The organism is Coriobacteriia bacterium (assembly GCA_016649875.1).
In the GTDB taxonomy this organism is placed as follows: Bacteria; Actinomycetota; Coriobacteriia; order WRKU01; family JAENWW01; genus JAENWW01.
Window position 1 is genome coordinate 16,812 of the sequence record JAENWW010000005.1, and the last position, 23,980, is coordinate 40,791.

General features: G+C 55.0%; 22 protein-coding genes. 15 read left to right on the forward strand and 7 right to left on the reverse strand.

Annotated elements, in window-relative coordinates; genetic code table 11:
* Positions 1-2: 2 nt before the first annotated feature.
* Positions 3-917 (reverse strand): nitroreductase, encoded by a 915-nt coding sequence (locus tag JJE36_02930; protein MBK5211255.1) that lies wholly within the window; start codon positions 915-917, stop codon positions 3-5.
* A 145-nt stretch (positions 918-1,062) separates the two neighbouring features.
* Here JJE36_02930 and JJE36_02935 point away from each other — a divergent pair, with 145 nt between their 5' ends.
* Positions 1,063-2,925: a bifunctional metallophosphatase/5'-nucleotidase gene (locus JJE36_02935; GenBank protein ID MBK5211256.1), complete on the forward strand. Its 1,863-nt coding sequence runs from the start codon at positions 1,063-1,065 to the stop codon at positions 2,923-2,925.
* Here JJE36_02935 and JJE36_02940 read toward each other — a convergent pair.
* Entirely contained in the window at positions 2,912-3,259 is a 348-nt protein-coding gene (locus tag JJE36_02940; GenBank protein MBK5211257.1) for a cupin domain-containing protein, read from the reverse strand. The genes JJE36_02935 and JJE36_02940 overlap by 14 nt on opposite strands.
* Before the next feature lie 150 nt (positions 3,260-3,409).
* Between JJE36_02940 and JJE36_02945 the strand changes: the two genes are divergently transcribed.
* The 5 genes from JJE36_02945 to JJE36_02965 all read left to right on the forward strand — a co-directional run bounded on the left by JJE36_02945 (position 3,410) and on the right by JJE36_02965 (position 9,623).
* A complete protein-coding gene (locus JJE36_02945) occupies positions 3,410-3,811 on the forward strand; it encodes a DoxX family protein (protein ID MBK5211258.1) in 402 nt (133 codons plus the stop codon).
* Between the two features lie 95 nt (positions 3,812-3,906).
* On the forward strand, positions 3,907-4,869 hold the full coding sequence (locus JJE36_02950; GenBank protein MBK5211259.1) for a hypothetical protein: 963 nt from the start codon (positions 3,907-3,909) through the stop codon (positions 4,867-4,869).
* A 170-nt stretch (positions 4,870-5,039) separates the two neighbouring features.
* Positions 5,040-7,316, forward strand: a complete 2,277-nt coding sequence (gene pcrA, locus JJE36_02955) for a DNA helicase PcrA (protein ID MBK5211260.1) — start codon at positions 5,040-5,042, stop codon at positions 7,314-7,316.
* Positions 7,317-7,350: 34 nt separating this feature from the next.
* Entirely contained in the window at positions 7,351-8,973 is a 1,623-nt protein-coding gene (locus tag JJE36_02960; protein MBK5211261.1) for a putative manganese-dependent inorganic diphosphatase, read from the forward strand.
* Positions 8,970-9,623 carry a phosphatase PAP2 family protein gene (locus tag JJE36_02965; protein ID MBK5211262.1) on the forward strand — a complete coding sequence of 218 codons (654 nt, stop codon included), beginning with the start codon at positions 8,970-8,972 and terminating at the stop codon, positions 9,621-9,623. Before JJE36_02960 ends, JJE36_02965 begins: the two co-directional genes overlap by 4 nt.
* Positions 9,624-9,644: 21 nt before the next feature.
* Here the strand turns inward: JJE36_02965 and JJE36_02970 are convergent, their stop codons facing one another.
* Both JJE36_02970 and JJE36_02975 read right to left on the reverse strand, forming a co-directional pair.
* On the reverse strand, positions 9,645-10,925 hold the full coding sequence (locus tag JJE36_02970; GenBank protein MBK5211263.1) for an ATP-binding protein: 1,281 nt from the start codon (positions 10,923-10,925) through the stop codon (positions 9,645-9,647).
* A complete protein-coding gene (locus tag JJE36_02975) occupies positions 10,922-11,629 on the reverse strand; it encodes a response regulator transcription factor (GenBank protein MBK5211264.1) in 708 nt (235 codons plus the stop codon). Before JJE36_02975 ends, JJE36_02970 begins: the two co-directional genes overlap by 4 nt.
* Before the next feature lie 172 nt (positions 11,630-11,801).
* Between JJE36_02975 and JJE36_02980 the strand changes: the two genes are divergently transcribed.
* The 5 genes from JJE36_02980 to nhaA all read left to right on the forward strand — a co-directional run bounded on the left by JJE36_02980 (position 11,802) and on the right by nhaA (position 16,914).
* On the forward strand, positions 11,802-12,674 hold the full coding sequence (locus JJE36_02980; protein MBK5211265.1) for a PstS family phosphate ABC transporter substrate-binding protein: 873 nt from the start codon (positions 11,802-11,804) through the stop codon (positions 12,672-12,674).
* 72 nt (positions 12,675-12,746) lie between these two features.
* Positions 12,747-13,622, forward strand: a complete 876-nt coding sequence (gene pstC, locus JJE36_02985) for a phosphate ABC transporter permease subunit PstC (GenBank protein MBK5211266.1) — start codon at positions 12,747-12,749, stop codon at positions 13,620-13,622.
* 42 nt (positions 13,623-13,664) lie between these two features.
* Positions 13,665-14,534, forward strand: a complete 870-nt coding sequence (gene pstA / locus JJE36_02990; GenBank protein ID MBK5211267.1) for a phosphate ABC transporter permease PstA — start codon at positions 13,665-13,667, stop codon at positions 14,532-14,534.
* Positions 14,528-15,313, forward strand: a complete 786-nt coding sequence (pstB, locus tag JJE36_02995; GenBank protein MBK5211268.1) for a phosphate ABC transporter ATP-binding protein — start codon at positions 14,528-14,530, stop codon at positions 15,311-15,313. Before pstA ends, pstB begins: the two co-directional genes overlap by 7 nt.
* Before the next feature lie 254 nt (positions 15,314-15,567).
* Positions 15,568-16,914 carry a Na+/H+ antiporter NhaA gene (nhaA, locus tag JJE36_03000; GenBank protein ID MBK5211269.1) on the forward strand — a complete coding sequence of 449 codons (1,347 nt, stop codon included), beginning with the start codon at positions 15,568-15,570 and terminating at the stop codon, positions 16,912-16,914.
* A 26-nt stretch (positions 16,915-16,940) separates the two neighbouring features.
* On the opposite strand, the gene JJE36_03005 is transcribed toward nhaA, so the two are convergent.
* Both JJE36_03005 and JJE36_03010 read right to left on the reverse strand, forming a co-directional pair.
* Positions 16,941-17,177 (reverse strand): hypothetical protein, encoded by a 237-nt coding sequence (locus JJE36_03005; protein ID MBK5211270.1) that lies wholly within the window; start codon positions 17,175-17,177, stop codon positions 16,941-16,943.
* Positions 17,174-18,703 carry a threonine synthase gene (locus JJE36_03010; protein MBK5211271.1) on the reverse strand — a complete coding sequence of 510 codons (1,530 nt, stop codon included), beginning with the start codon at positions 18,701-18,703 and terminating at the stop codon, positions 17,174-17,176. The genes JJE36_03005 and JJE36_03010 overlap by 4 nt, the downstream gene beginning before the upstream one ends.
* Positions 18,704-18,921: 218 nt before the next feature.
* On the opposite strand from JJE36_03010, the gene JJE36_03015 reads away from it, so the two are divergent.
* On the forward strand, positions 18,922-20,115 hold the full coding sequence (locus tag JJE36_03015) for a cofactor-independent phosphoglycerate mutase (GenBank protein MBK5211272.1): 1,194 nt from the start codon (positions 18,922-18,924) through the stop codon (positions 20,113-20,115).
* Between the two features lie 54 nt (positions 20,116-20,169).
* On the opposite strand, the gene JJE36_03020 is transcribed toward JJE36_03015, so the two are convergent.
* Complete coding sequence (locus JJE36_03020; GenBank protein ID MBK5211273.1) at positions 20,170-20,778, reverse strand: NAD(P)H-dependent oxidoreductase; 609 nt, start codon at positions 20,776-20,778, stop codon at positions 20,170-20,172.
* Between the two features lie 82 nt (positions 20,779-20,860).
* Here JJE36_03020 and JJE36_03025 point away from each other — a divergent pair, with 82 nt between their 5' ends.
* The 3 genes from JJE36_03025 to JJE36_03035 all read left to right on the forward strand — a co-directional run bounded on the left by JJE36_03025 (position 20,861) and on the right by JJE36_03035 (position 23,973).
* Entirely contained in the window at positions 20,861-21,106 is a 246-nt protein-coding gene (locus tag JJE36_03025; protein MBK5211274.1) for a hypothetical protein, read from the forward strand.
* Positions 21,107-21,179: 73 nt separating this feature from the next.
* Positions 21,180-21,548 carry a hypothetical protein gene (locus tag JJE36_03030; protein MBK5211275.1) on the forward strand — a complete coding sequence of 123 codons (369 nt, stop codon included), beginning with the start codon at positions 21,180-21,182 and terminating at the stop codon, positions 21,546-21,548.
* Positions 21,541-23,973 carry a homocysteine S-methyltransferase family protein gene (locus tag JJE36_03035; GenBank protein ID MBK5211276.1) on the forward strand — a complete coding sequence of 811 codons (2,433 nt, stop codon included), beginning with the start codon at positions 21,541-21,543 and terminating at the stop codon, positions 23,971-23,973. The genes JJE36_03030 and JJE36_03035 overlap by 8 nt, the downstream gene beginning before the upstream one ends.
* Positions 23,974-23,980 lie beyond the last annotated feature (7 nt).

The window sequence follows — 23,980 nt, forward strand, 5'->3', positions numbered from 1 at the left end:
AATTATTCAGCAGCCGCGTCAGCCGGCACCCATGTCGTGATGTAGCGCCACTCGTCTGGAGAAAGTTTGCCCGTCGCATCGACCCATGCCCCGTGCAATCCCAATTCCTCGGCAGCCAGTTCGAAATGGCACTTTGCGATTCCTATATCGTTCAGCTGCATATCGAAACCGGTCGCCCCGTAGCCTTTTGTTGCACACAAATAGAAATGGAAAACGCCGTCACGGGGGGCATCATTATGACCGGCGCCGTTACGGTCATTGTGGCCGGCATCGTCGGGTCCTTCGTATACGACTCTCCACGGTTGCTTGTTCGAAGCCGACGGCCCGAGCCTCACCATTTCGAGAGGAACCGCATACGCGCCGGCCCGCTTCTCGGTAAGGGGCGTCGACTCGTCCCCGTCGAAAAACAACTCGCCCCACGGCTTTCTGTGATCGGCACCGATCGCCTTACGCATGAGCGATTCGGGCAGGCGCAGCTTTTCCTTCGCAATCCCGACGGGCGAGACGATCGCCAACAACTCGTCATCGCGCAAATCCACGCTCTCGCCGAAGTCTTTTCTGTTGAAGCTCCCCCCGAGCCAGCATGTCTGCAATCCCAAATCGGTGGCGAAAAGAATGATTTTCTCAAAAAGGTAGCCGAATGCGAGCTCGTCCTTGTTCTCTTTCGAGACCACCCCGACGATAAACGAACGGGCACCCGCTATCATGCCGTACGTGCCGAGCTTCTTGCCCGGTCCCTCGGCCATTTCTTCGATGTCGACGAGAACGAACCTCGCTTTGTCGGATGACTGAGCGTTCGAGAGTTTCACGTAGTCTTCGAGCTTCGCCCACGTGTCTGTATCGATGACAACCGTTTCATACGTACGAGAAGATTTCCTCTTTCGTATGAGTTCTTGAGCTGATTTCTGGAATTCCATGGGAGACCTCACCTTCAATTCAGTCGGTGCGTGATGCATCTATGCCCATTTTACTCGTTTTGCGATTTCGGAGTCTCGAGATTTCCGTATAATGAAGTCAACCTAACGGACAAACCCGATGAGCGTTGTCGATGAAGGAAAACCGATGCATAGTAAACGCACGATATTTGTGACAATACTTCTTTCTTGCCTTTGCATTCCGAGTGCGGCCTTTGCCGCCGATGTTCAGATTTTGTTCACGCATGACCTCCATAGCTCGGTGCAACCGTACAAGGTACTGACTCCGCAAAACACCGTCAAAACGGTCGGCGGGTATGCGCAGCTGGAATCAGCCATCGATAAGACGCGCACCGGGACATCGGTGCTGGTCGATGCGGGCGATTTTTCGGTGGGTTCGCTTTACAATCTCGTGCTGCAAGACATGAGCCCCGATCTCACGCTCATGGGCGACATGGGCTATGACGCCACGACGTTCGGGAACCATGATTTCGACTATTATCCCGACGGACTGGCGCGTATTCTCAAAGCGAGCAAGGGGCGCGGGCCCCGTATTTTGGCGGCGAATCTCGTGTACGGCAACGATTCGGCGAGCCGGCAGCTCAAGCAGGAGATGAAAGACTACGGTTCGACACCGACGGCAATCATCACGCGCAACGGGGTGAAGATAGGGGTGTTCGGCGTCATCGGCCAACGCGCGGTCAGTTTTTCGGCCACGATGGGCGGAACCACGTGTTCCGACATCACGAAGGCATCGAAAGCGGCGGTTGCCAAGCTGAAGGCTCAGGGCGCAGACGTCATCATCGCGCTCTCGCACAACGGCACCACGGTGAATCATAAAAACTCACCCGACGAGGAATTGGCGAAAGCGGTCCCCGGAATCGATGTGATTATCAGCGGGCACTCCCATACGGTCTTGAACGCTCCGATAAAGGTGGGCAACACCCTCATCGTTTCATGTGGAAGCCGGGGCCGCTACCTGGGAGATCTCACGGTTTCGGAAAGCTCCGGCTCGGTGAAACTCAAAAGTTATCGGTTGGTTCCTGTGTCGGGACAAGGTTCTGCTGCGATGAGCGCGGCGATCAAGCCATTTCAGGCGGGAGTGAGCGCGGCGAGTGAAAAGACGCTCGGGTTTTCCGGCGACAAAGTGATTGCCTACGCACCGAGAAATCTCGACAATGCCGACGACATACAGACGAAGTTCGGCGAATACGGTCTCGCGAACCTGATTACGGATTCCTACCTCAACGAAACGAAGGGACTGGTCGCACCGGGAGCGATAAGCGTGGTCGGTGCGGGAATGATTCGCGACAGCCTGTATAAAGGAAACGTCACCGTGTCCGATGCCTATGATGTCCTCTCGCTCGGTATCGGCCCCGACAAAAGCTTGGGCTATCCGCTCACGAGCGTCTACCTCACGGGCACGGAGTTGCGCCAGTTTTGTGATGTCGACGTTTCGATGTTTACCATCATGCCCGAGGCGCAACTGTTCTTCTCGGGTTTGCGCTATACCTACAATGACAACCGGCTTCTCATGAATCGCGTCATCGATCTGCAGGCGCAAAATGCCGACGGCACCTGGTCGAGAGTCGAACCCGACCGACTCTATAACGTGGTGAGCAGTCTTTACCTCATCAAAATGGCGGGGATGGTCAACGATACAAGCAAGGGCGTCATCCGGCTCACACCGCGCGATAAAAACGGCAACGTCGTCAAGAACCTGGACGGTACGGTCCTTCATGATAAAAACGGTGCCGAAATAAAAGAATGGAAAGCGTTCGTCAACTATCTGGATAAAGTGAGCGCCGGAGGCACAAAGCCGATTCCGTCAAAGTACTATACCGCACGAAAACAGCGCACGCTCGTCAAGACGACGCTCGTGACGTTGTTTGAGAAACCTTCGGCATTTGCTTGGGTTGCGGCCGGTGGACTCGTCGTGCTCATTCTCGTTGTGGCGGCGGCAGTCTACGGTATCTCTCGATTGGTCAAGGCGAAAACTACGCGGCGATGACGCACGCGATGAAGCGGAGTGTCTCGCTGCCGGCGCACGCTATGGAGTGCGTCTGGCCGTCGGCGGTGTAGATGGTGTCGCCACAAGACACGGAGACCGGCCCGTTTCCCTCATCGACGAAACCTTCACCGTCCAAAATAAAGTAGATCTCGAAGTCATCGATATGCGAATGCGGCCCGATCGAAGAACCCGGTTCGAGTTCGAGCAGCTTGAACATTTTCGCTTTGCCTTTCAGCTGGGCTGCATCGGCGAGCTCGTATCCGATCATGGCGCCGTTTCCTCCGCGAGCGTGCTCGGTCGAGGCCGATTGTAAATCTGTGAGATGGGTTATCACCGGGGGGCTCCTTATGTTTGTGCGGTTTTTTAAGATTCGGCGTGTCCGCTCGAATATATATAAATATATCGCATCGACGGTTTCGTTTCAGCGACGTGGTTTTATGCCACAGATGCTAATATAAAATAGGAGGAACTCATGACAGGCTACTTGGCATCTTTGGGACTATTGATATTAAGACTCGTTATCGGTCTTACGCTTGCGGCGCAAGGTTCGCAAAAATTGTTCGGACTATTCGGAGGAGGCGGCATCGCCGGCACCGTGGTTTGGTTCGAATCGCTCGGCATGAAGCCGGGCAAGCGCTATGCGGTGTTGGCTGGCCTCGGCGAACTCGGTAGCGGATTGTTCTTCGCTTTCGGACTGCTCACGCCTCTTGCGGCGTTCGGCATCGTTGCCGTGATGATAGTCTGCATCTTCACCGCTTTGCGCAAAAACGGCTACTGGGCGGTGCAGGGCGGATATGAGTATAACGTGGCGATTATGGCTGCCGCGGTTTGCGTGGCACTCACCGGGCCGGGAATCTACGCCCTCGACCGTTTGCTCGGTCTGTAAGGGGTTTTTGACCGCGTCTCTCCTCGTTCTTGCAATAGGGTAAAATAAAAGGAAAGGCGCGGTTTTCTTATGTCATACGAGACAACGGTGAATATATGCAGTTCCCACAGATACGAAAAAAACTAGAAGCGATTGAAAACGGGGAGGCTCCCGAAGGTTCGCGCGCTCCGCAGGAGAGAGTGCCGCGCAGACGTGCTGTGCCGTCCGATTCGGGTACGCCCGCGCCGAAGCCGCAAGTCAAGCAGACGCCGAAGCCGCAGCAACAACCGAAACAACAGCCGCAAGCCAAGCAACAGCAACAGCCGAAGCAGCAACCCAGGGCCCAACAAAAGCAGGCTCCCAAACAACAGCCGAAGTCTGCGCCCAAAGCTCAGCCGAAGTCGGCTCCCGTGTCAACGGAATCCGTAAGGCTCGAGCCGGTCACCGATGTCAAGCTCGGTACCATCTACACCCGCTTTCACACCAACATCAAAAGCGTCAAGCGTCTGACGCATGTGGCCGAGCAGATGCTCGCCGATGATAAAGATGTGGCCGACGATCTTCTCCGCGCGCAGGTCGTGCAGATCGAATCGGCGTTCGATTTTTTCATGCATGAGTTCACGGTGTTCGGAATGACGAAGATATTCCTCGGCGAGTGGGACGATACGCGAGAGTTTCGCGCCTACCCCATAACGATGAAGGATTATCGCGCAGGTATCAAAAGCCTCGATGATGACGCGTGGTTTGCCAAAACCGTTATGCGCGCCTATGAAAAACAGCCGCTCATCAGCTATATCCGGTTCACAGAAGCACTCAAGATGATCGGGATATCCTTGGAAGCACTCGAGGGGTTGTCGCAGGGCAAGCTGGACGCGCGCACGTTACGCACCATAGTCGATCAGGCCAGCAGCCGCCGCAACCAGATTGCGCACCAGACCGACCGTGCGCATGCGAGTCGCAAACAAAATGACATCGATGCCGAGTACATTCGTACGATGCTCGGTGATATCCGCATGGTCGTGAATGCCGTTTACGAGGCGGCATTGGAAAAATCCGCAAAGAGTTCCACGGGCAAATAGCAACTTTTCGAGTCGGACGGATGAGGCATGTGTGCTCATGTCGATTCAATGCACCGCACGCGTGCCATGATAGGATAGAAGAAGCGGTTTTCACCTCAATCGTCGGTGAAACCCCGATAAGCGAAATCAATCATTCGGCGCGAACGAAGTGTGCCTGTCTCGGAGTAACAGTGCTTGATCTCGATACACTCAACCCTCGCCAGAAAGAAGCCGTTCTGACCATCGAGGGGCCGTTGTTGGTGTTGGCCGGTGCCGGTTCCGGCAAGACGCGCGTCTTGACCAGTCGCATCGCGCGCCTCATCAACGACCTTGGCATCTATCCCAGTCAGATTCTGGCCATCACCTTCACCAACAAAGCCGCGGCGGAGATGCGCAGTCGCCTCCACAAACAAATCGGGGGCGATGTCGCTTCTATGTGGGTGGCGACGTTTCACGCGATGTGTGTGCGTATTTTGCGCGCGGACGGAGAGCGCATCGGCTTCACGCGCAACTTCACCATTTACGACGACGATGATCAAAAACGGCTGGTAAAAGAAATCATGCAAACGTTGAGCGTCGATGATAAAAATTGGACGATCAATTCGATTCGCGGTCGTATATCCACGGCGAAAAGCAGTCTCATGTCCGCAAACGAATACGCCGCCCGCGCCTCGACGCCGCCCGAAAAGGTGACGGCTCAAATCTATGCGGAATACGAGCGCCGCCTGAAAATGGCGAACGCCATGGATTTCGACGACCTGCTCCTCAACACGGTCGTGCTTTTCGAGAAACATCGCGATGTACTTGAGGCGTATCAGAACCGCTTCCGCTATATTCACGTCGACGAGTACCAAGACACCAACCATGCCCAGTATAAAATCACGAATCTGCTCGCTGAAAAGCACCATAACCTCATGGTGGTCGGGGACGACGATCAGTCGATCTACTCGTGGCGCGGCGCCGATATCACCAACATTCTCGAATTCGAAAAGGATTATCCCGAGGCGCACGTGGTGAAACTCGAGCAAAATTATCGCTCGACGCAAAATATACTCGATGCGGCCAATGCCGTCGTGTCCAATAACACCGGTCGTAAAGACAAGAAGCTGTTCACCGACTCCGCGCGCGGGGAGAAAATAAAACTCTATCTGGCGACCACGGAAAAAGACGAGGCGAATTACATCGCCGGTGAAATCGATCGTCTCACCGCCGACGGTACGCATCTTTACGGCGATTGTGCGGTCTTTTACCGCACGAACGCCCAAAGTCGAAATTTCGAGGATGCATTCTTGCGCGCGGGTATTCCGTATCGCTTGGTGGGCGGCACGAAGTTTTTCGCGCGCGTCGAGATTCGAAACGTCATGGCCTATCTCAAAGTCGTGCTCAACTCTGATGATGACATATCGGTGAAACGCATTATCAACGTTCCGCGCCGCGCGCTCGGAAAAACAACCATCGATCACGTGTCCGGTTTGGCATATGACAAGGGAGTCACGTTCGAGGCGGGCATAAAACTCGCCGTGGAAGAAGGCGCCCTTCGGTCGAATGCGATTACCTCACTCGATGATTTCGCCCATATGCTCGATGCTATGCGCGGCATGGAGGGCGGCTTGGTCGATATCGTCGAAATGATCGTCGACAAGTCGGGGTATTTGCGCTCGCTTGAAATAGAGCGCACCGATGAATCCCTCGCGCGCGCCGAGAACATCAAAGAGTTCGTCAGCGTGGTCGCCGACTACGCGCAAGAGCACGACGATGAGGAGAACACGCTTGCCGGTTTCATGGAATTCCTCGCATTGAGAACCGACCTTGACAGCGTGTCCGCCGATGACGACGCCGTCACGCTCATGACGATCCACACCGCCAAAGGCCTCGAGTTCCCCGTCGTATTCGTGTCCGGGCTCGAAGAGGGGATATTCCCCCATCAGAACTCGATTTTTTCCGAATCCGGAGTCGAGGAGGAGCGCCGCCTTGCCTATGTCGCCATAACCAGAGCGCGCAAACAGCTCTTCTTATCCCGCGCGGCGACGCGTATGACGTTCGGCTCGACTTCATGCAATCCTGCGAGTCGTTTCATTGATGAGATTCCTAACGAGCTTCTCGAAATCGCCGGGATAGGTTCGAGAGATTACGGCGGATTCGGCCACGACAAACGAGGCGACCGCCGAGCGACATCATCGCACGGCGCCGGGACATCGCGTTATCTCGGCGGGAGCTACGTGTTCGACGACGCGGCCGTCGCCACCGGCAAGAGCCGTGTGGCCTCGTTCGGTTCGGCGAACTCCCCTTCTCGTAAAAAAGCGCATGAAAAAGTCCAGTTCGCCGTCGACGATCGTATCGATCACAAGACGTTCGGGCGCGGTACGGTTGTCGGAGCATCGGGAGATTCGGTGGAAATCGCCTTCGACGGAACTGCGGGAACTAAAAAGTTGTTGGTAGGTTACGCTCCAATCGTTAAAATACAGTAGGGTTATATAACTACTCATGACAAAGGACCAACCTGTGAAACCAATTTATGTATTCGGACATCGTCATCCCGACAACGATTCCATATGTTCGGCGGTTGCCTACGCGCATTTGAAGAACATCGTCGATTCTGAAAATACCTATATACCGGCGCGACTGGGCGATGTTCCGCGCGAAACGCAGTGGGTGTTCGAGCGTTGGGGTGCCACGCTTCCCGAATACATCAGCCACATCCACACTCGTGTCGGTGACGTTATGTCTTCCGAGGTCGTCACCATCACTGCAAATCAACCCATGATCGATGCCGGCGATATCATGCGTGGACACGGCCCGCGCGCATTACCCGTCGTCGATGATGAAGGCCGAGTCATCGGACTTCTCAGCCAGCATAGCTTGGCGACTCAATATCTCGAGGAAACAGAGATTGTCGGATTCGCTGAGCGATCCGTTACGGTGAGCCTTCTCGCGCGTGCGGTTTCCGGCGAAATCATCGCAGGAGACGCGGAGCAGATAATAGCGGGACGTGTGCATATCGCCGCAGACGAACCCGAGACGGTCGCGAGCGTGATTACGCCCGGAGATGCGGTAATCGTCGGCAACCGTATACGAACACAACCGATTGCTATCGAGGCCGGTGCCGGAGTGCTGATCGTCACGATGGGGAAAATGCCGGCACGAGAAGTTCTCGACCTTGCTCGTGAAAAAGGCACGGTCATCATCTTGACGGAGTTCGGTTCATACGAAGTCGCGCGCAAGGTTTCACTCGCTCAATCGGTGGGCGATATCATGGACACCGAGCTTACCCTGACGACTTCCGAGAGTCTCTTGAGCGAGGCTTCGAGCGATCTGTTTTCGAGCGCTCAGCGTGAGCTGGTCGTGGTCGACGGAGATCGTCGGTGTGTCGGTATCTTGACGCGTACCGATGTCGCGCGTGGCGGCAAGCGTCGCGTCGTGCTCGTCGATCATAATGAGCACCTACAGTCCGCGGTCGGCATCGAAGATGCCGCTGTGGTTGAAATCGTCGACCATCATCGAGTCGGAGACATTCAGTCGGCTGGGCCGATCCTCTTCCTCAATATGCCCGTCGGATCGACGGCGACCATCGTCGCTTTGCGATTCTTCGAGCAAAATGTCGATATGCCGCGCGAAATCGCCGGTATTCTCATTTCGGCTCTTCTCACCGACACGGTGGTGTTGAAGTCGCCGACCACCACAAAAGTCGATCATGAAATCGTTGCAAAACTCGCAGCGATGCTCGACATCGATTATAGGGCGTACGGTATGGAGCTCTTCAAATCGAAAAGTAACGGCGCAAAATTCAGTGCGAAGGATGCGCTCAATGCCGACATCAAGGAGTACCGGGTCGGAGACCTCGTTATCGCCATCGGACAATACGAAACAATAGATATTTCCGAAGTACTCGATAATCGGGAGGCCGTTAAGAAAGAAATGGGCGATCTTCTCGAAGCGAAGGGTTATGACATCGTCGTATTGATGGCTACCGATATCATTCGCGAAGGATCCGAGATGTTCGTCGCCGGCAAAGAACGCAGGGCGGAACGCGCGCTCGGCATCACTTTGAAAGACGGAAGCGCCTGGATGGACGGGATTCTCTCTCGCAAAAAGCAGGTCGCTTCTCGTTTTATGGATGCATCGTGAAATGGACCTCGGTGGCGGTCGCGTTCATTATGACCGGCCTGTCCCTCTATGGATTCTATGAGATCACCGATGACATCAACACATCCGATGCAATCCTGCGCTTCGATAATATGGTCACCGAAAAAATTCAATCATTGCGAACGCCGAGTTTCGATGTATTCATGAAGTTCATGACCTATGCCGGCGGCTTCATCGGTGTCACTCTTTTGACGCTCACACTTTTTCTCTATCTGAGACATATCGGTCGCGTCGACGATGCGAACTTCACTCTCGCACTCGTCATGCTGGGCGCCGGCTTGGCGAATGTGCTCAAGCTGGTGCTTAAACGCGTGCGTCCCGAGGCGGCGCTCGCACTCATCACGCTTCCCTCGTCCTCGAGTTTACCCTCCGGACACTCCATGGCAAGTATGTGCTTCGCACTGGCCGCCATGGAGGTGATACTCGTCGCTCCAACGCCTTCGCTTTTCGTGAAGGCGTTGGCATGCGCGGGGTGCCTCATCTATGCGGTGCTCGTCGGTGTGTCTCGCGTCTACCTCGGCGTTCATTATCCCAGTGATGTGGCGGCGGCTTGGCTTTTGGCGGTGGCGGTGATCTCGGGCGCGACTGCGCTCAATCGCATCGGGCACATCGGACGTCATTCTCTGAGGTGATTGCGCGTAGTTCGCATGCTCTCAGCGTGCGAGAGGTAAGGTGACCGTGAAACAGGTACCCTTACCGAAATCGGACGATACCGAAATTTCGCCACCTATCTCCCTCACGGCGTGTTTTACCAGCGCCAAACCGAGGCCGGTACCTCCGCTTCTGCGTGACCTGCTTTTATCCACACGATAAAATCTTTCGAATATTCGCGATATGTCTTCGGGCGCAATTCCGATTCCGGTGTCGCACACGCTGATGACTCCGCTGGATTTCTCGCACCCGACCGTCACTGTGACGGTGCCTCGATCCGTGTAGGTGAGCGCATTGTCGATGAGATTGTCGAGAATGATGGTGAGATCGGTCTCATTTGCGCGCACGAGCAACTCTTCGGTGTCATCCGTCTTGAAGATCGTTTCGAGGGATACATTCTCATCGGCTGCGAGTTTTCGACGCGTCGAAGTGATGGTTTTCACGACGGGAATCATGTCTATGATTGCGTGTATTTCAGATGTTTCGCGCTCATAGCGTGAAAGGTCGAGGAGGTCGGACACGAGATGTTGCAATCCGCGGGCTTCGGTTTGGATCTGTTCGAGAAACGAGTGAACGGTGGCGACATCGCCGTCTTCGAGCGCCAGAAGCGCGGTCTCACCAATGAGATTGATGCCCGCGACCGGTGTTTTGAGCTCGTGGCTCGCCGCGATCACGAAGTCCTTTCGCATGAGATCGTTTTTCGACTGCTTCGTGGTATCGGTGATGCTGAGGAGTTCCATCGCACGATTCGCATTTTGAGCGGGAAACTGCGTTGAAGTCACCTTATACGTATTTTGGAAGCGGTCGAAATCGACGATGATCGAGAGCGTCTGCCCCTTTGCCTCTGCGGCCGACGTGCCGGCTTCTCGAGCGGCGGCTCGTCCTTCGACGCGTGCTGCTGTTTTTTTCAGCTCGAGTTTTATAGACTGCGGTAGGGGAATGTCCGCCATCGTCTTGTGGACGTGCGTCTGCACGATTCCGAACAGTCTCGTCGCCGCGGCGTTGAACAGAATGAGTTGGTCTTCTTCGAACAGCAGAATCGCATCGGGGAGCACATCGACGATGTGGCTGAGTCGATTGCGCTCTTCGTCGAGGAGCACGATTTCTCGTCCGATGTTCTTCTTCAGTGCATTGATTTCACGAATGATGGGGGCAAGCGTTCCGGAGGGTGGAAGCGTCGAGCCGCTGAAATTGCCCGCGGAAACGCGCTCGATGGTGTGCGCGACATTGTCGATGGTCTCTTTTTTCACCAAGCGGGGTATTTTATCTCCGTAGGCGCTCATCGGAGGTTTCCTTTCGGTTTTTCCTCGACGGAAAGCTGATATCCGACTCCATGCACGGTTTTGAGAAAGGTGTAGCGCGACGGGTCTTCGACGAGCAAACGGAGGCGTCTCACGTGAACGTCGATGGTGCGCGACGAAGTGAGATGCTCATACCCCCAGACTTTCTCGGCGATTTCTTGACGCGTACACACGTCTCCGGCCGCCGCGACGATGAGGGCGAGCAGGTCGAACTCTTTCGGGCGCAGCTCGACGGCGGTACCACCGACACTCACCGAACGTGTGCCGGTGTTTATGGCGACATCGCCGACTTCGAACAGTTTGTCGACCGGAATCGATTCCGAACCGGCGCGTCGTAGGTTTGCCTTCACGCGCGCGACGAGCTCTTCGAGCGAAAACGGTTTGGGGATGTAGTCGTCGGCGCCCAACGTGAGGCCGGCGACTTTGTCGGTGCTCTCTCCCAGTGCGCTCACTATCAATATGACGGTATGGGGATCGGTTTCACGGACGCGTTCGGTGATTTCGAAGCCGTCCATGCCCGGAAGCATGATATCGAGAATGATGAGGTCGGGCGCGAATTTTTCAATGGTGCTCAAAGCGTTCGTTCCCTCCGCAAGTGACTTGACTTCATAGTCGAGCCTGCGTAAGGCGAACTCCACGCTTTGCCGGATGGCGAAATCATCTTCGATGATAAGTATCTTTTCCATGCGTCTATTCTACACGTGAAAACAGGGAGGAAAACTCTGCTTAACGAAGACTTTACATTTGCCGTTTCCTTTTTACATTCCCCTAACCACTCAAAGATTGTGCACGGGTATCTTTACTCATGTAGGCGATGCGTCGATGAGGCGCAGGGAAAACTTTCGGAAGGAGACATCTGTGAAGGTTAGAAACTGGATCAAGATGCTTGGAACGGTCGCAGCGACTGCGGCATTGGTGTTTGTGCTCGTCGGTTGTGGAGGTACCAAGAGCTCCGGAGGCGATACGTCTCAGGCGCAGAGCGGGACAATTACCATCGAAGGATCCGATACGCTGATCAATCTCGCCCAAGCGTGGGCCGAGAGCTATATGGGATCGAATTCCGGCGTGGCAATAACTGTCAAGGGCGGTGGTTCGGGAGTCGGTATCGTTTCTTTGGTAAACGGAACCGTCGATTTCGCCGATGCCAGTCGCAAAATGAAGGCAGAAGAGATCGCCGCGGATAAAAGCGCGGGTCGTACGCCGAAAGAAACCGCCGTGGCGCGTGACGGTATCGCCGTCATCGTCAACAGCGCGAATAGTGTCAAGGGGCTGAGCACCGATCAACTTGGAAAGATCTATCGCGGCGAGACAACCAACTGGAAAGAAGTCGGCGGCAAAGACGCCCCCATCGTTCTCCTCGGTCGCGATACCTCTTCGGGAACCTATGAGTTCTTCAGCACGGCGGTGGTCGGCGCAAACGCAAAGTACGCGAAATCCATGCGCAGCATGCAGTCGAACCAATCAATCGTCGATGAGGTCAAAGGTAACGCAAACGCAATCGGCTATGTCGGTATGGGTTACGAAAATCCGGCAATCTCCGTTCTCGAAGTAGACGGCAAGGCGGCGACCGTCGCGGCCGTCAAGGATGGCAGCTATACGCTTTCCCGCGACCTGTACATGTATTCGAACGGGGCACCGACCGGAGCAGCGAAGAAGTATCTCGACTGGATACTGAGTGACGCCGGACAAAAGATAGTCCAACAAGAGGGATTCGTCGCCCTCGGTAAGTAACCTTTCCGTTGAAGAATGTGGTATACGTTGATTAAACTCGGTAAACAACGCTCACTGAAAAGCCGCCTGAGAATGTCTCGGGCGGCTGACGTGACGGCGCGCGCGCTCATCACGTTGCTGGCTTTCACGGCCATCGCCATACTTGCCTCGATTTGCGTCTTCCTCGTGCAAAGTGCGATGAAGTCGATGGGCGAGGTCGGTCTCCTCTCCATGTTGAAGGGGACCAGCTGGTATCCGACGTCGGACCCGGCCGAATTCGGGTTCCTTCCCTCCGAACTCGGATCGTTTTGGGTAACGCTCGTCGCGCTGCTGCTCAGCGTCCCACTCGGCGTGGCCGCCGCGGTTTATCTTTCAGAATTCGCGCGTCCCGTCGTCAAAGAGTTCGGCAAGACGATTATCGAATTCATGGCTGCCGTTCCCTCGGTGGTGTTCGGTCTCATCGGTTTATATATAGTCGTGCCTCTGATCAAAACATCGTTTCATCTCGATTCGGGACTGACCGGACTGAGCGCGGGGCTTATCGTCGGCATCGTCTGTTTACCGACGATCATTTCGATATCCGAAGATGCCCTGCGTTCGGTGCCCGATGATTTGAGACGCGGTTCGCTTGCGCTGGGAAGCACACGGTGGCAAACCGCCGTGAAGATTATTTTGCCTGCGGCATCGTCGGGAATATTCGCTGCGGTGATGCTCGGGCTCGGACGTGCCATCGGGGAGACCATGGTCGTGCTCATGCTGGCCGGCAATGCGGGCATTTTACCGTCTTCGCCCTTTATGGCGGCGCGAACACTGACAGGTACCATCGCTCAAGAAACAGGCGAAGTCATGCATGGTGGCCTGCACTATTCTGCGCTGTTCACCATGGGCCTCGTGCTCTTCGCTTGGACGTTCGTCATCAACCTTTTCGCCGATGTGATTCTCGATCGACAAAAGAAAAAATGGAGCTGAGCCATGGGAATGGGATCTTCAAACGAGACGGTGCCGAGGAGAATGAGCAAAGCGACCTCGCCGCGTGTACGCTCGCTTTTGCGTAGAGAGGCTGTTGCGCGCATCATCACGGGGGCGGCGCTCGCACTCGTCGTGGCAGTCGTCTTTGCGATTTTCGGTTACATCATATATCGAGGTGCCGGCAGCATTTCGTGGGAGTTCATCTTCGGATCGCCAAAAGACCGGATGACTCAGGGCGGCATCTGGCCGGCGATTGCCGGAACGTTGTGGCTCGTCGGTTTGACGGCTCTCTTCTCGCTTCCGGTCGGTATCGCGACGGGTATATATCTCTCCGAATTTTCCAACGGTTCGCCCTTTGCGCGGTTCCTCCACGTGGCCATTGCCAACATGGCCGGTATCCCTTCGGTGATTTACGGACTGTTCGGTTATGCGGCGTTTTCAATCGCGCTCGGTTTTCAGAAGTCCATTCTGGCGATGGGGCTCACCTTGGCATGTGTGACGTTGCCCGTCGTCATCACTTCTACGGAGGAGGCGCTCAAGCAACTTCCGATGGAACTTCGGCGTGCCTCGCTCGCGCTCGGCGCGACGAAGTGGCGGACGACGTATCGCATCGTGGTGCCGACGGCGCTTCCAGGTATAATCACCGGGGCGATTTTGGGTCTTTCGCGCGCAGCGGGGGAGACTGCTCCGATATTGTTCACGGGTGTCGCGTTCTTCGCGGCCACTCCGACAAGCGTGACGCAGCCTTCGATGGCCTTGCCCTATCATCTCTACATCATGGCGACACAGCCGACGGTTCCCGCTCCCAAAATCGTATGGGGAACAGCGTTGGTGCTCGTCGGAATGCTCAGTATAATCAGTGCGCTTGCGGCGACGTGGCGTAGCAGAAGGCGGAGAAAACTCACATGGTAGAAGAACTTTCCGGAGCATTCGAACTCGAAGATGTTTCCGTGGCATACGGTAAGGAAATCGTGGTTGAGCACATCGATATGATGATAGAGCCGCGTTCGGTGCTCGCACTCATCGGACCGAGCGGGTGCGGTAAGTCGACGCTGCTGCGCTGTCTGAATCGCATGAACGATGAATTCGGAAACGCTCGTGTGACCGGTAAGATTCTTCTCGATGGACAAGACATCTATGAGAACGGCTACAGCCCGGTCGAACTGAGAATGCGCGTCGGCCAAGTTTTCCAGAAGGCCAATCCGTTTCCTTTGTCGATATATGAAAATATCGCCTACGGTCCGCGGACGCAAGGCGTGAGAAAAAAAGAGGAACTCGATTCGATCGTCGAGGATTCCTTGAGGAGAGCGGCGCTTTGGGATGAAGTCAAGACGAGCTTGAAAAAGAACGCGCTTCAGCTCTCCGGGGGTCAACAACAACGACTTTGCATAGCGCGGGCGCTTGCCACGAGCCCCGAAGTGCTGTTGATGGACGAGCCGTGTTCGGCACTCGACCCCATTTCCACCGAAATGATCGAGAGTACGATTCTCGAGTTGAAGAAGGATATCACTATCGTGATCGTTACCCACAGCATGCATCAAGCGGCTCGTGTGAGTGACAGAACGGCGTTCATGCTCCGAGAATCGATGGAGCGTCCTGCTGGACTTGTCGAGATCGCGCCGACGGTACAGCTGTTCTCGAAACCGATCGATCCGCGTACCGAATCATATATCACGGGGAGATTCGGTTAACAAATCCGTTTCTTTTCGTGCAGGGGTGACCCTGTACAATTGAAGGGTGGATCACTTTCCGGGTATGAAAAAAGGTGCGCATATGCGCACCTTTTGCTTTGCTGATTCGCCGACTTAAGGGGGGAGGTTAGGCGACGACATCCGAATGCGTTAACATGATACCCAAGAATAGTCACTTTTTAAGAATACGTATCTGATATTCTCGCGCGCTACACATTGTCGGATTGAGAACAGCTTTTTATAAGGATTATGCGATGCAGAAAAAAACAAATCTGAGGCAAACTATCATTACTGGTTTCCAAGATTTCTTTCAATATGAAGCCGCTGGCGCAGTAGTTATGCTCATAGCGACGATTGCCGCGCTTATCATGGCAAATACGAGTTTATTCGGCTCGCTCAATCACTTGTGGAGCATGGAGGCCGGAATATTTTCGGGTTCGTTTGCATTCGGACACTCCTACATTGAATGGATTGACGATGCTCTTATGGCGATATTCTTCTTCGTCGTCGGGCTTGAAATCAAACGCGAAATTCTCGTCGGAGAGTTGTCAACTTTAAAAGGGGCCGCTCTGCCGGTCATGGCTGCGCTCGGCGGTATACTCGCTCCGGCGCTTATATATACGTTCGTGAATCACGGGGGAGAAGGCGCCAGCGGCTGGGGTATTCCGATGGCGACCGATATCGCGTTTGCTCTCGGAGCGCTTGCGCTCCTCGGTAGTAGCATCCCTCGTTCACTTAAAGTGTTTCTGTCGACACTGGCCGTAGCAGACGACATCGGCGCCATCATCGTCATCGGAGTATTTTATTCTTCAAATGTGGTGTGGGGGTGGCTGGCTTTTGCCTTAATTCCCCTCGGAGTCATGATTCTTTTAAATAGAATGAAAGTCGATAGTTCGATTCCTTATATAATTTTTGCCGTCATCCTTTGGTTTGCTTTCTTAAATTCGGGAATACACGCGACACTTGCCGGAGTAATCGCCGCATTCACCATTCCGGCGACTGCCAAAATCGACCCGCTTGTGTTCACCCGGTTCTTGCGGTTGCGTTCACGGAAAATCGAGGAAGTGCACAGCCCGGAAAGTCATATTCTCGAAAATGACGATCAACAGGTTCTCGCTTACGGTATCTCGCAGGCCGCCATGCGTGTTGCATCTCCTCTGCAGCGCCTCGAACATGCGATTTTGCCGATGTCGAACTTTTTCATTTTGCCACTTTTCGCTTTGGCGAATGCCGAAATTCGTATAGTGGGCAACGGTGGGTTTTCACTGGGGAAAGTCGGACTCGGTGTCGTGCTCGGCCTTGTGCTCGGCAAGCCGTTGGGCGTCTTCGGAGTCAGTTGGCTCGGAATCAAAACGGGACTTTTTAACATGCCGAAGGGGATGAATTTCAAACATCTTTTCGGAGGTGCGCTTCTCGCCGGTATCGGATTCACCATGTCGATTTTCGTCTCGAACATCGCTTTCCGCGGGGCGGATGCGACTGAGATGATGGCGGAGGCGAAAATCGCCATTCTCGCCGCATCGGTCATTTCGGGGATAATCGGATTCTGTTGGTTGAAATTCGCCTGCAAAAAGTCAGAGGCGCGTTCCGAGGCCGCGTAGCAAGCCATAAACTACAGACGGAGCAATCAGTCCACCGTACCGTATTTTCTCGTCCAGCCGTGCCCCTTGAGCGATGAATTGAGCTGGTCGCAGAGCCGTTGACGCTGGTAGACACCCGGTGGTAACAGTTCGACGATTTCTTGCAGTCCCTCGTCGAAATCGGAACTCTCGGCGCGCAAAATCACATCGAGACGTGTGACGGCCGATTCATGCAGGAAGAGTGTGGTTACAAGGTTTTGAAGTGCGCTTCTTTCGTCGCTCACAGCGCCTCCAAGGCGTTTTCCAAGGATGACGCTCCCGCATCGATGGAGCATGAAAAACGTTCATGAGCGTGGACGAGATTTGCCAAGCCCAAAGGCACGGGGCCGGCGTTTCGGGCGAGCGCTACGATGTCGTCGAGTTGTTCGAACTCGCTGTGCGTCGCACAAGACCCGGTCAACGGCTGTCCGGCCGGTATATCGCTGAGCGCACGGAGAACGTCGGTCGCGAATTTAGCCCAATGCGCGGTCGATACGATGAGGAGCGGAGCGCCGGGGGTGCGCAGACGTTCACCGACTTCCCACGCGACTGCGGTGTGCGGATCGCACAGATAGCCGTGATCTTTCCAAATGCGAGAGAGCGTTTCAAGCGACTCCTCGTTGGTAACGTAGTCGGCGCTCAGAAGCGCGCGAATTTCGGCAAATGTTTCCTTATCGACGGTGAACTTCTTTTTCTCGTTGAGTTCATCCATCCACCGGGCGACGCGCTCTCCGTCGGCCAGATGGAACAAGAGGCGCTCCAAGTTGCTGGATATGAGGATATCCATGCTCGGCGAAGGCGTTTTGATGAATGAGCGATGGGAAATGTCGTAGGTTCCCGTCGAGATGAAGTCGGTCAAAATCTTGTTTTCGTTCGAGGCGCAAATGAGGCGTCCGATCGGCGCCCCCATGCGCTTCGCGTAGAAAGCGCCCAGTATATTGCCGAAGTTACCGGTCGGCACGCAGATATCGAGCAGCTCGCCCTCTTTCAATCCGCCCGAGGCGAGAAGATCGGCGACGGCGCTGAAATAATAGACGATTTGCGGCATGAGACGCCCGAAGTTAATCGAGTTCGCACTCGAAAGTCGGAGCGCTTTATGTTCATGAAGCCATTCGTTGAACACTTTGTCGTTGAAGACTGCTTTCACGGTATTTTGGCAATCGTCGAAGTTACCGCGCACCCCGTAGACTGCGACGTTGTCGCCCTTCTGAGTGACCATCTGCATACGTTGGATTTGCGACACACCGTTTTCGGGGTAGAGAACGGCGATTTTGCATCGTTCACGGTCTGCGAATCCTTGGAGAGCGGCTTTGCCGGTGTCTCCGCTCGTGGCAACCAAAATGAGCATGTCGTCGGTTTGTTCCCCTGCGGCACGTTTCTTTTCAAGAGCTGCCGAGAAGAAGCGAGGCATGCATTGTAGCGCCATGTCTTTGAAGGCACTCGTCGGCCCGTGCCAAAGTTCGAGCACATGTGTGTGTTCGTCGATGGTTTCGACGCAAGCAATGCGCTTATCGTCGAATTGAGAGCCGTAGGAGGCCGAAGAGATTTCATCGATTGTCTCGTCATCAATGTCGAGTTTGAGCTTTTTATAAATGAAAGCTGCTCGCTTCGCATAGCTCATCGGGGTGAGCGCGATGACTTCTGCCGGGGAAACGACGGGCAGACGGTCGGGGACGAACAAACCACCGCTTTCAGCGATTCCTTTGATGATGACATCGCTGAAAGTCAGGCCGGTACCAACGCCCGTCCTCGTATCGATAAATCGAACCACGTTTAGCTCTCCTCAAGAGTTGTCGGCGTCCTTCGCGATTGCGTCGGTAAACCTTATCGCCGAGCGTTCACCGGTTGTACCGGGTATGCGTTTCATTCTACTTTATAATAAAGGTTGGACGTATGAATTTGTGCTCGGGTTCAAGATTTTTCAGATGGATTTTGCTTGCGGGCCGGTGGCGTACGAGTTTACTGATGACGAGACGTTGAGGAGTTCGCATGAAATATGTGATTGTGATTTTGGATGGCGCCGCAGGTCATGCCTTGGCAGAACTCGGAGAGCAGACATCCCTTGAGTCGGCGGGAATACCGATACTCGACTCCATGGCACGTGAAGGAATCGTCGGTTTGGCCAAAACCGTTCCCGACAGCTGTGAGCCGAGTTCCTCTGCAGCATGTACGTCGATTCTGGGCTATGATCCGCTTGAAGATTACATCGGGCGCGCCGCAATCGAGGCAGCCGCAGCCGGCATTACGCTTTCCGATGACGAGATAGCCATGCGCATCAATACGGTCACACTCGAAAATTCCATGATGAAAAGTTATGCCTGCGGACATGTCACCACGGCGGAATCGGCGGCCATGGTGCACCGTCTCGCCGCCGAGCTCAACGACGACACTTTCACGTTTTATCCCGGAGTCGGCTATCGCCATATCCTGGTGATCAAGAGTCACCCCGAACTTCTCGAACTCGAGTACACTCCTCCGCATGACATCTCCGATAAGTCGATAGAAGGACATCTGCCGCGCGGAAACGGAGCAGAATTGCTTCTCGACTTGATGGAGCGAGCCCACGAGATACTTGCAATCGATTCGACAAATGAGGAACGAATTGCGGCGGGCAAATTTCCCTGCACCGATATTTGGCCGTTTTGGCCGGGTGCGGCGCCTCGCAAAATGCTTCAGTTCGAAGAAAAGTTCGGTGTCAGCGTTGCGCTTTCGAGCGGTGTCGATCTTCTTTTCGGACTCGCCGAGATTTTCGGTCTCGACAGACTTTTGATAGAAGGCGTGACCGACGGGCCGGATAACGATTATGCGAAACAGGCCTACAAAAGTCTTTCCGCTCTCGACGAGCATGATCTTGTGGTCATTCATATCGAAGCGCCCGACGAGATGGGCCATGCCGGAGATGCCGCAGGGAAAGTGAAGGCGCTTGAGAATATCGATCGAAAAGTGATGTCGCGAATCTTGGGATATGCGATAAACAGCGGAGACGTTCGCGTGCTTGCGATGCCGGATCACCCGACGCCGGTCGAGTTGAAAACTCACGTCAACGAACCGGTGCCTTTCATCGTGTGGGGCGCCGGTATCGATTCCAACGGCGCATTCGCCTATAGCGAGCGCGCGGCCCAAGCGACGGGGCTGGTGCTCGATCCGGGCAAACAGGTGATGGATATGCTGCTCGGGCGGTAGTCTTTGCGAAAGTCGAGGTTTGAAAGTAGCGATAGCGGGGGGCTAAGGCGGGACCTAGAATCTGCCTGCCAAGATGCGTCCCAACGAGGTGGCTCTGTTCATGTCATCGGCCGTGAGGCGACCGTTTTGCAGCCGATCGCTGACTTCGAGAGACCCGATGGGCGAGATGCTCGTCGCGGCGAGTGTCGAGCGAAGTTCACGGATGGTCCCGCGTGATGCGCTGAAGAACGTTGCAATCGGAGTTTCGGATCGTGTTGCGGTGATTATAACCGCGCGTTTCGTCGCTTGTGCGAGGGGGACTTGAGGCACCGAGGTATCGGTGAATCCCGGGAGTTTGAGTTGTCCTTTGTCACCGAAATAACTCGAGAGACGATCGAGCATGCTGTTGCACTCTTGTGCGCGTCGTTTTCTCGAATCGGGGATACCGAAGATAATACCGTTGGATTGAGAAATCGCAGCACTCAGTATTTCGAGATCATCGTGGACTTTGCACCCGTCGCCAGTGATGCACAGGTGGCAGTTGGTGCAGGGACGAATGCGCAGATCGCGCAAATTGAATCGTTGAACGTATGCTCCCGCTTGCTCCGCCGCTTGTGCGGCGACTTCGACTGAGCGACTTACGTTGCAGTGTCCTCGGCCGGCGTCGATGGCTACGATTTTCACTTAGTACTCCTCATGGATATACAAGCATTAATCAACCCGAAACGTCTCCTTTTATTCTAGTACAAAAAGGCCGTTTCACCTAGTGATTGATAGGTTTTATAAAACGCAGATCGACCCCTTTTTTGAAGGGGTCGATCCAAACAAGGGAGGGGGATATGGTGGCACCATCGGTGCCTGTATGTGCGCGGGTAATTTGCAAAGGGGGGTGCAAATGGAATTCGTCCCGCACCATCAGTATGGCAGGAAGCTTTGTAGTGAGCATGAAACGAACGTGGAGAGTTGGTGGATAAACTTTGGCTTTTCCGATCCTTTCGATAAACGTGCGTAATTAGCGAAGTTTGAGGTGCGCAATGTTAAAATAGAGGACACTTCCATCATTGGACATAAAAAGGGGCAACACGATGAGTCTTCCCGGTACCACCGACAGTTTCATGCGCTTTATCCAAATGGGATTCGTTTGGTTTCTGTTTGTGGGAATCGCCTATTGTGCCACGTTTATCATCGGTGCGAAAATGCGCGGGAAAGCAGCCCATAGCTATCACCGGAATCTCGGCCTTGCGTTTTGGGTCGTGACGCTCGGTATCGCCGCTTATGGGTTATTCTCCAGTCAGATGAAAACGTATATATCCGTCAACGGGTTCGGCACGCTGCTCGAGCTATTGGCGTTCGGATTCGGGTGGGTGGCGTTCATGTGGTTTTTGACGGGTTCTTACGTTCAGAATCGCTTGGAGCTCGACGCGCGAGAAAATGAGGAGGATACCGATGCCTGATATCCAAGTGCGTTTTGGGAAAGACATACTGGTTCTCGAAGGAGCCATGGGAACCATGCTTCAGCGAGCCGGCATGGAGCCGGGGACCTGTCCCGAGTTCTTGAATATCGTCGAGCCCGACATGATTCAGCAAATCCACACTTCTTACCATATGGCCGGGTCCGACTGTGCCACGTCGAACACATTCGGGGGTTCGCGAACCAAGCTTGCGGAGTTTAATCTCGAAAATCAACTCGAGGAGATAAACCGCGCGGGCGTCCGCCTCGCCCGGTCGGGCGGTGCACCGCACATTCTGGCTGACATGGGGCCGACCGGCTTGGTGATGGAGCCTTTGGGTACCGTTCCCTTCGAGGAGGTATTCGCCCTTTTCGCCGAGCAGGCGCGTGCCCTCGCATCTGAGAATCCCGATGCGTTTCTGCTTGAGACATTCACCGATATCGCCGAATTGCGTGCGGCGGTTCTTGCCTGCAAATCGGTTTCGAACCTTCCCGTGATCGCTTGCGGCACGTTCGGACAAAACGGCCGCATGGACCTTTCGGGAACCGACTCCGCTACAGCCGCCATTATTTTGGAGGCGGCCGGAGCCGATGCCGTCGGCATGAACTGCGGCGTCGGACCCGAGCATATGATTGATAACGCGCGCGCCATGGTCAAGGCCACCACGTTGCCCGTATTCGCGCAGCCGAATGCAGGGATTCCGACTCTCGACTTCAGGGGAAAAACGGTGTTTCCCGGAACGCCCGATGAAATGGCGCGTTTTGCGATTTTGGCTCGCGAGGCCGGTCTTGCCGGTGTCGGTTCATGTTGTGGTACTACCCCGAAATTCACGGGAGCGATTGCGATTGAGATCAGTGGAAAATATTGTGTCGAGGTTCCGCGCGGGTTTTCAACGACGGTCGTCGCTTCGTCTCGTGCTTACGTTGAAATCGGTGCCGGTCCCCTGCGGGTAATCGGCGAGCGCATCAACCCGACGGGGAAGCCCGAACTGAAAGAGAGTTTGCTCGCCGGTTCGATGAGCATCGTGCGCCGTTACGGTGCGCAGCAAAGCGAGGCACATGCGGATTTGCTCGACGTGAATGTCGGTGCCGCAGGCGTGAACGCGTGTGAGATGCTCCCCAAAGCAGTCGCTGCGCTGACCGGCGTCATTGATACTCCGCTGGTCCTCGATACCACCGACTATGCGGCGCTCGAGGCGGCACTTCGCATCTACCCGGGCAAAGCACTCATCAACAGCGTCAACGGCGAGCCGGAGTCCTATGAGGCGGTATTGCCGTTGGCTAAAAAATACGGAGCGGCGCTTGTGGTGCTCGCGCTCGATGAAAACGGTATACCCAAAACTGCCGAAGGGCGCCTCGCCGTGGTCGAGCATGTGCGCGTCATTGCAAACGGCCTCGGGATTCCCGACAAAGATTTGCTGGTGGACTCTTTGGTCATGGCCGCCGCGGCCGACCCCGATGCTCCGGAAGTCACGCTTGACGCGACGGCGCTTGTGAAAAAGGCCGGGCTCAATGTGATGCTCGGTGTATCCAACGTCAGCCACGGGCTACCTATGCGCGGAGTGCTCAATGCCGCATTTTTGACCGCGGCCGCCTCTCTCGGGCTTGATTGTGCGATTGTGAATCCCAACGATTCGCTCATTTCAGAAGCCGTGAGGACTATCAATTCGGGGCGCGAAAACGGAGTTTCGCATGCTACGACCGCACGTCGTGAATTCAGCCTGCTGCTCGAACGCGCACTCGAGAGGGGGAAAGGTTCGACGTCTGCCGAAGAGGCTCGCCGGCCTACCGACGCCGCATATGACCCGGAGGTCGAGTTGCGCCGTGCCATCTCTCAAGGAGACGCGCAAGGTGCCCCGGCGCATGTCGACGTACTCATCGAACAAGGGCTTACGCCGGCTGAAATCATCGGTGATGTTTTGACTCCGGCGATCAAGCATCTCGGGGACGGCTTCGGACGAGGAGAGGTGTTCCTCCCTCAGTTGATGGCCGCCGCCGATGCGATGAAAGCCGGTGTCGCTCGTGCGAAATCGTATTTGAACTCGACCGATGCGGCCGCTTCGACGAAAGGGCGTGTCGTTTTCGCGACGGTGAAAGGCGACATCCACTCGATCGGCAAAGACATCTGCATATCGTTGCTCGAATCACAGGGTTTCGAGGTGCACGACCTCGGTGTCGATGTCGCTCCCGAAACGATTTTAGAAGCCGCCACAACTGCCGATGCCGTGTGTCTTTCGGCACTTATGACCACGACGCTACCCTCCATGGAAGCGACGAAAAAGCTCGTCGTTTCGCGCTTTCCGAATATTCCTGTGTTAGTCGGAGGTGCGGTCGTCACCCCCGAGTGGGCTGCACAGATCGGAGCTTATTATTCGGCGAATGCGCCCGAATGTGTTGAAATGGTCGGCGCCACGATTAAGAAAGCCTAAAGGTGCA

Coding starts and splice junctions, on each gene's coding strand:
- JJE36_02930 (MBK5211255.1), bottom strand. CDS start 917: ATGGAATTCCAGAAATCAGCTCAAGAACTCATACGAAAGAGGAAATCT.
- JJE36_02935 (MBK5211256.1), top strand. CDS start 1,063: ATGCATAGTAAACGCACGATATTTGTGACAATACTTCTTTCTTGCCTT.
- JJE36_02950 (MBK5211259.1), top strand. CDS start 3,907: ATGCAGTTCCCACAGATACGAAAAAAACTAGAAGCGATTGAAAACGGG.
- JJE36_02970 (MBK5211263.1), bottom strand. CDS start 10,925: ATGAGCGCCTACGGAGATAAAATACCCCGCTTGGTGAAAAAAGAGACC.
- JJE36_02975 (MBK5211264.1), bottom strand. CDS start 11,629: ATGGAAAAGATACTTATCATCGAAGATGATTTCGCCATCCGGCAAAGC.
- pstC (MBK5211266.1), top strand. CDS start 12,747: ATGTCTCGGGCGGCTGACGTGACGGCGCGCGCGCTCATCACGTTGCTG.
- pstA (MBK5211267.1), top strand. CDS start 13,665: ATGAGCAAAGCGACCTCGCCGCGTGTACGCTCGCTTTTGCGTAGAGAG.
- pstB (MBK5211268.1), top strand. CDS start 14,528: ATGGTAGAAGAACTTTCCGGAGCATTCGAACTCGAAGATGTTTCCGTG.
- nhaA (MBK5211269.1), top strand. CDS start 15,568: ATGCAGAAAAAAACAAATCTGAGGCAAACTATCATTACTGGTTTCCAA.
- JJE36_03015 (MBK5211272.1), top strand. CDS start 18,922: ATGAAATATGTGATTGTGATTTTGGATGGCGCCGCAGGTCATGCCTTG.
- JJE36_03030 (MBK5211275.1), top strand. CDS start 21,180: ATGAGTCTTCCCGGTACCACCGACAGTTTCATGCGCTTTATCCAAATG.
- JJE36_03035 (MBK5211276.1), top strand. CDS start 21,541: ATGCCTGATATCCAAGTGCGTTTTGGGAAAGACATACTGGTTCTCGAA.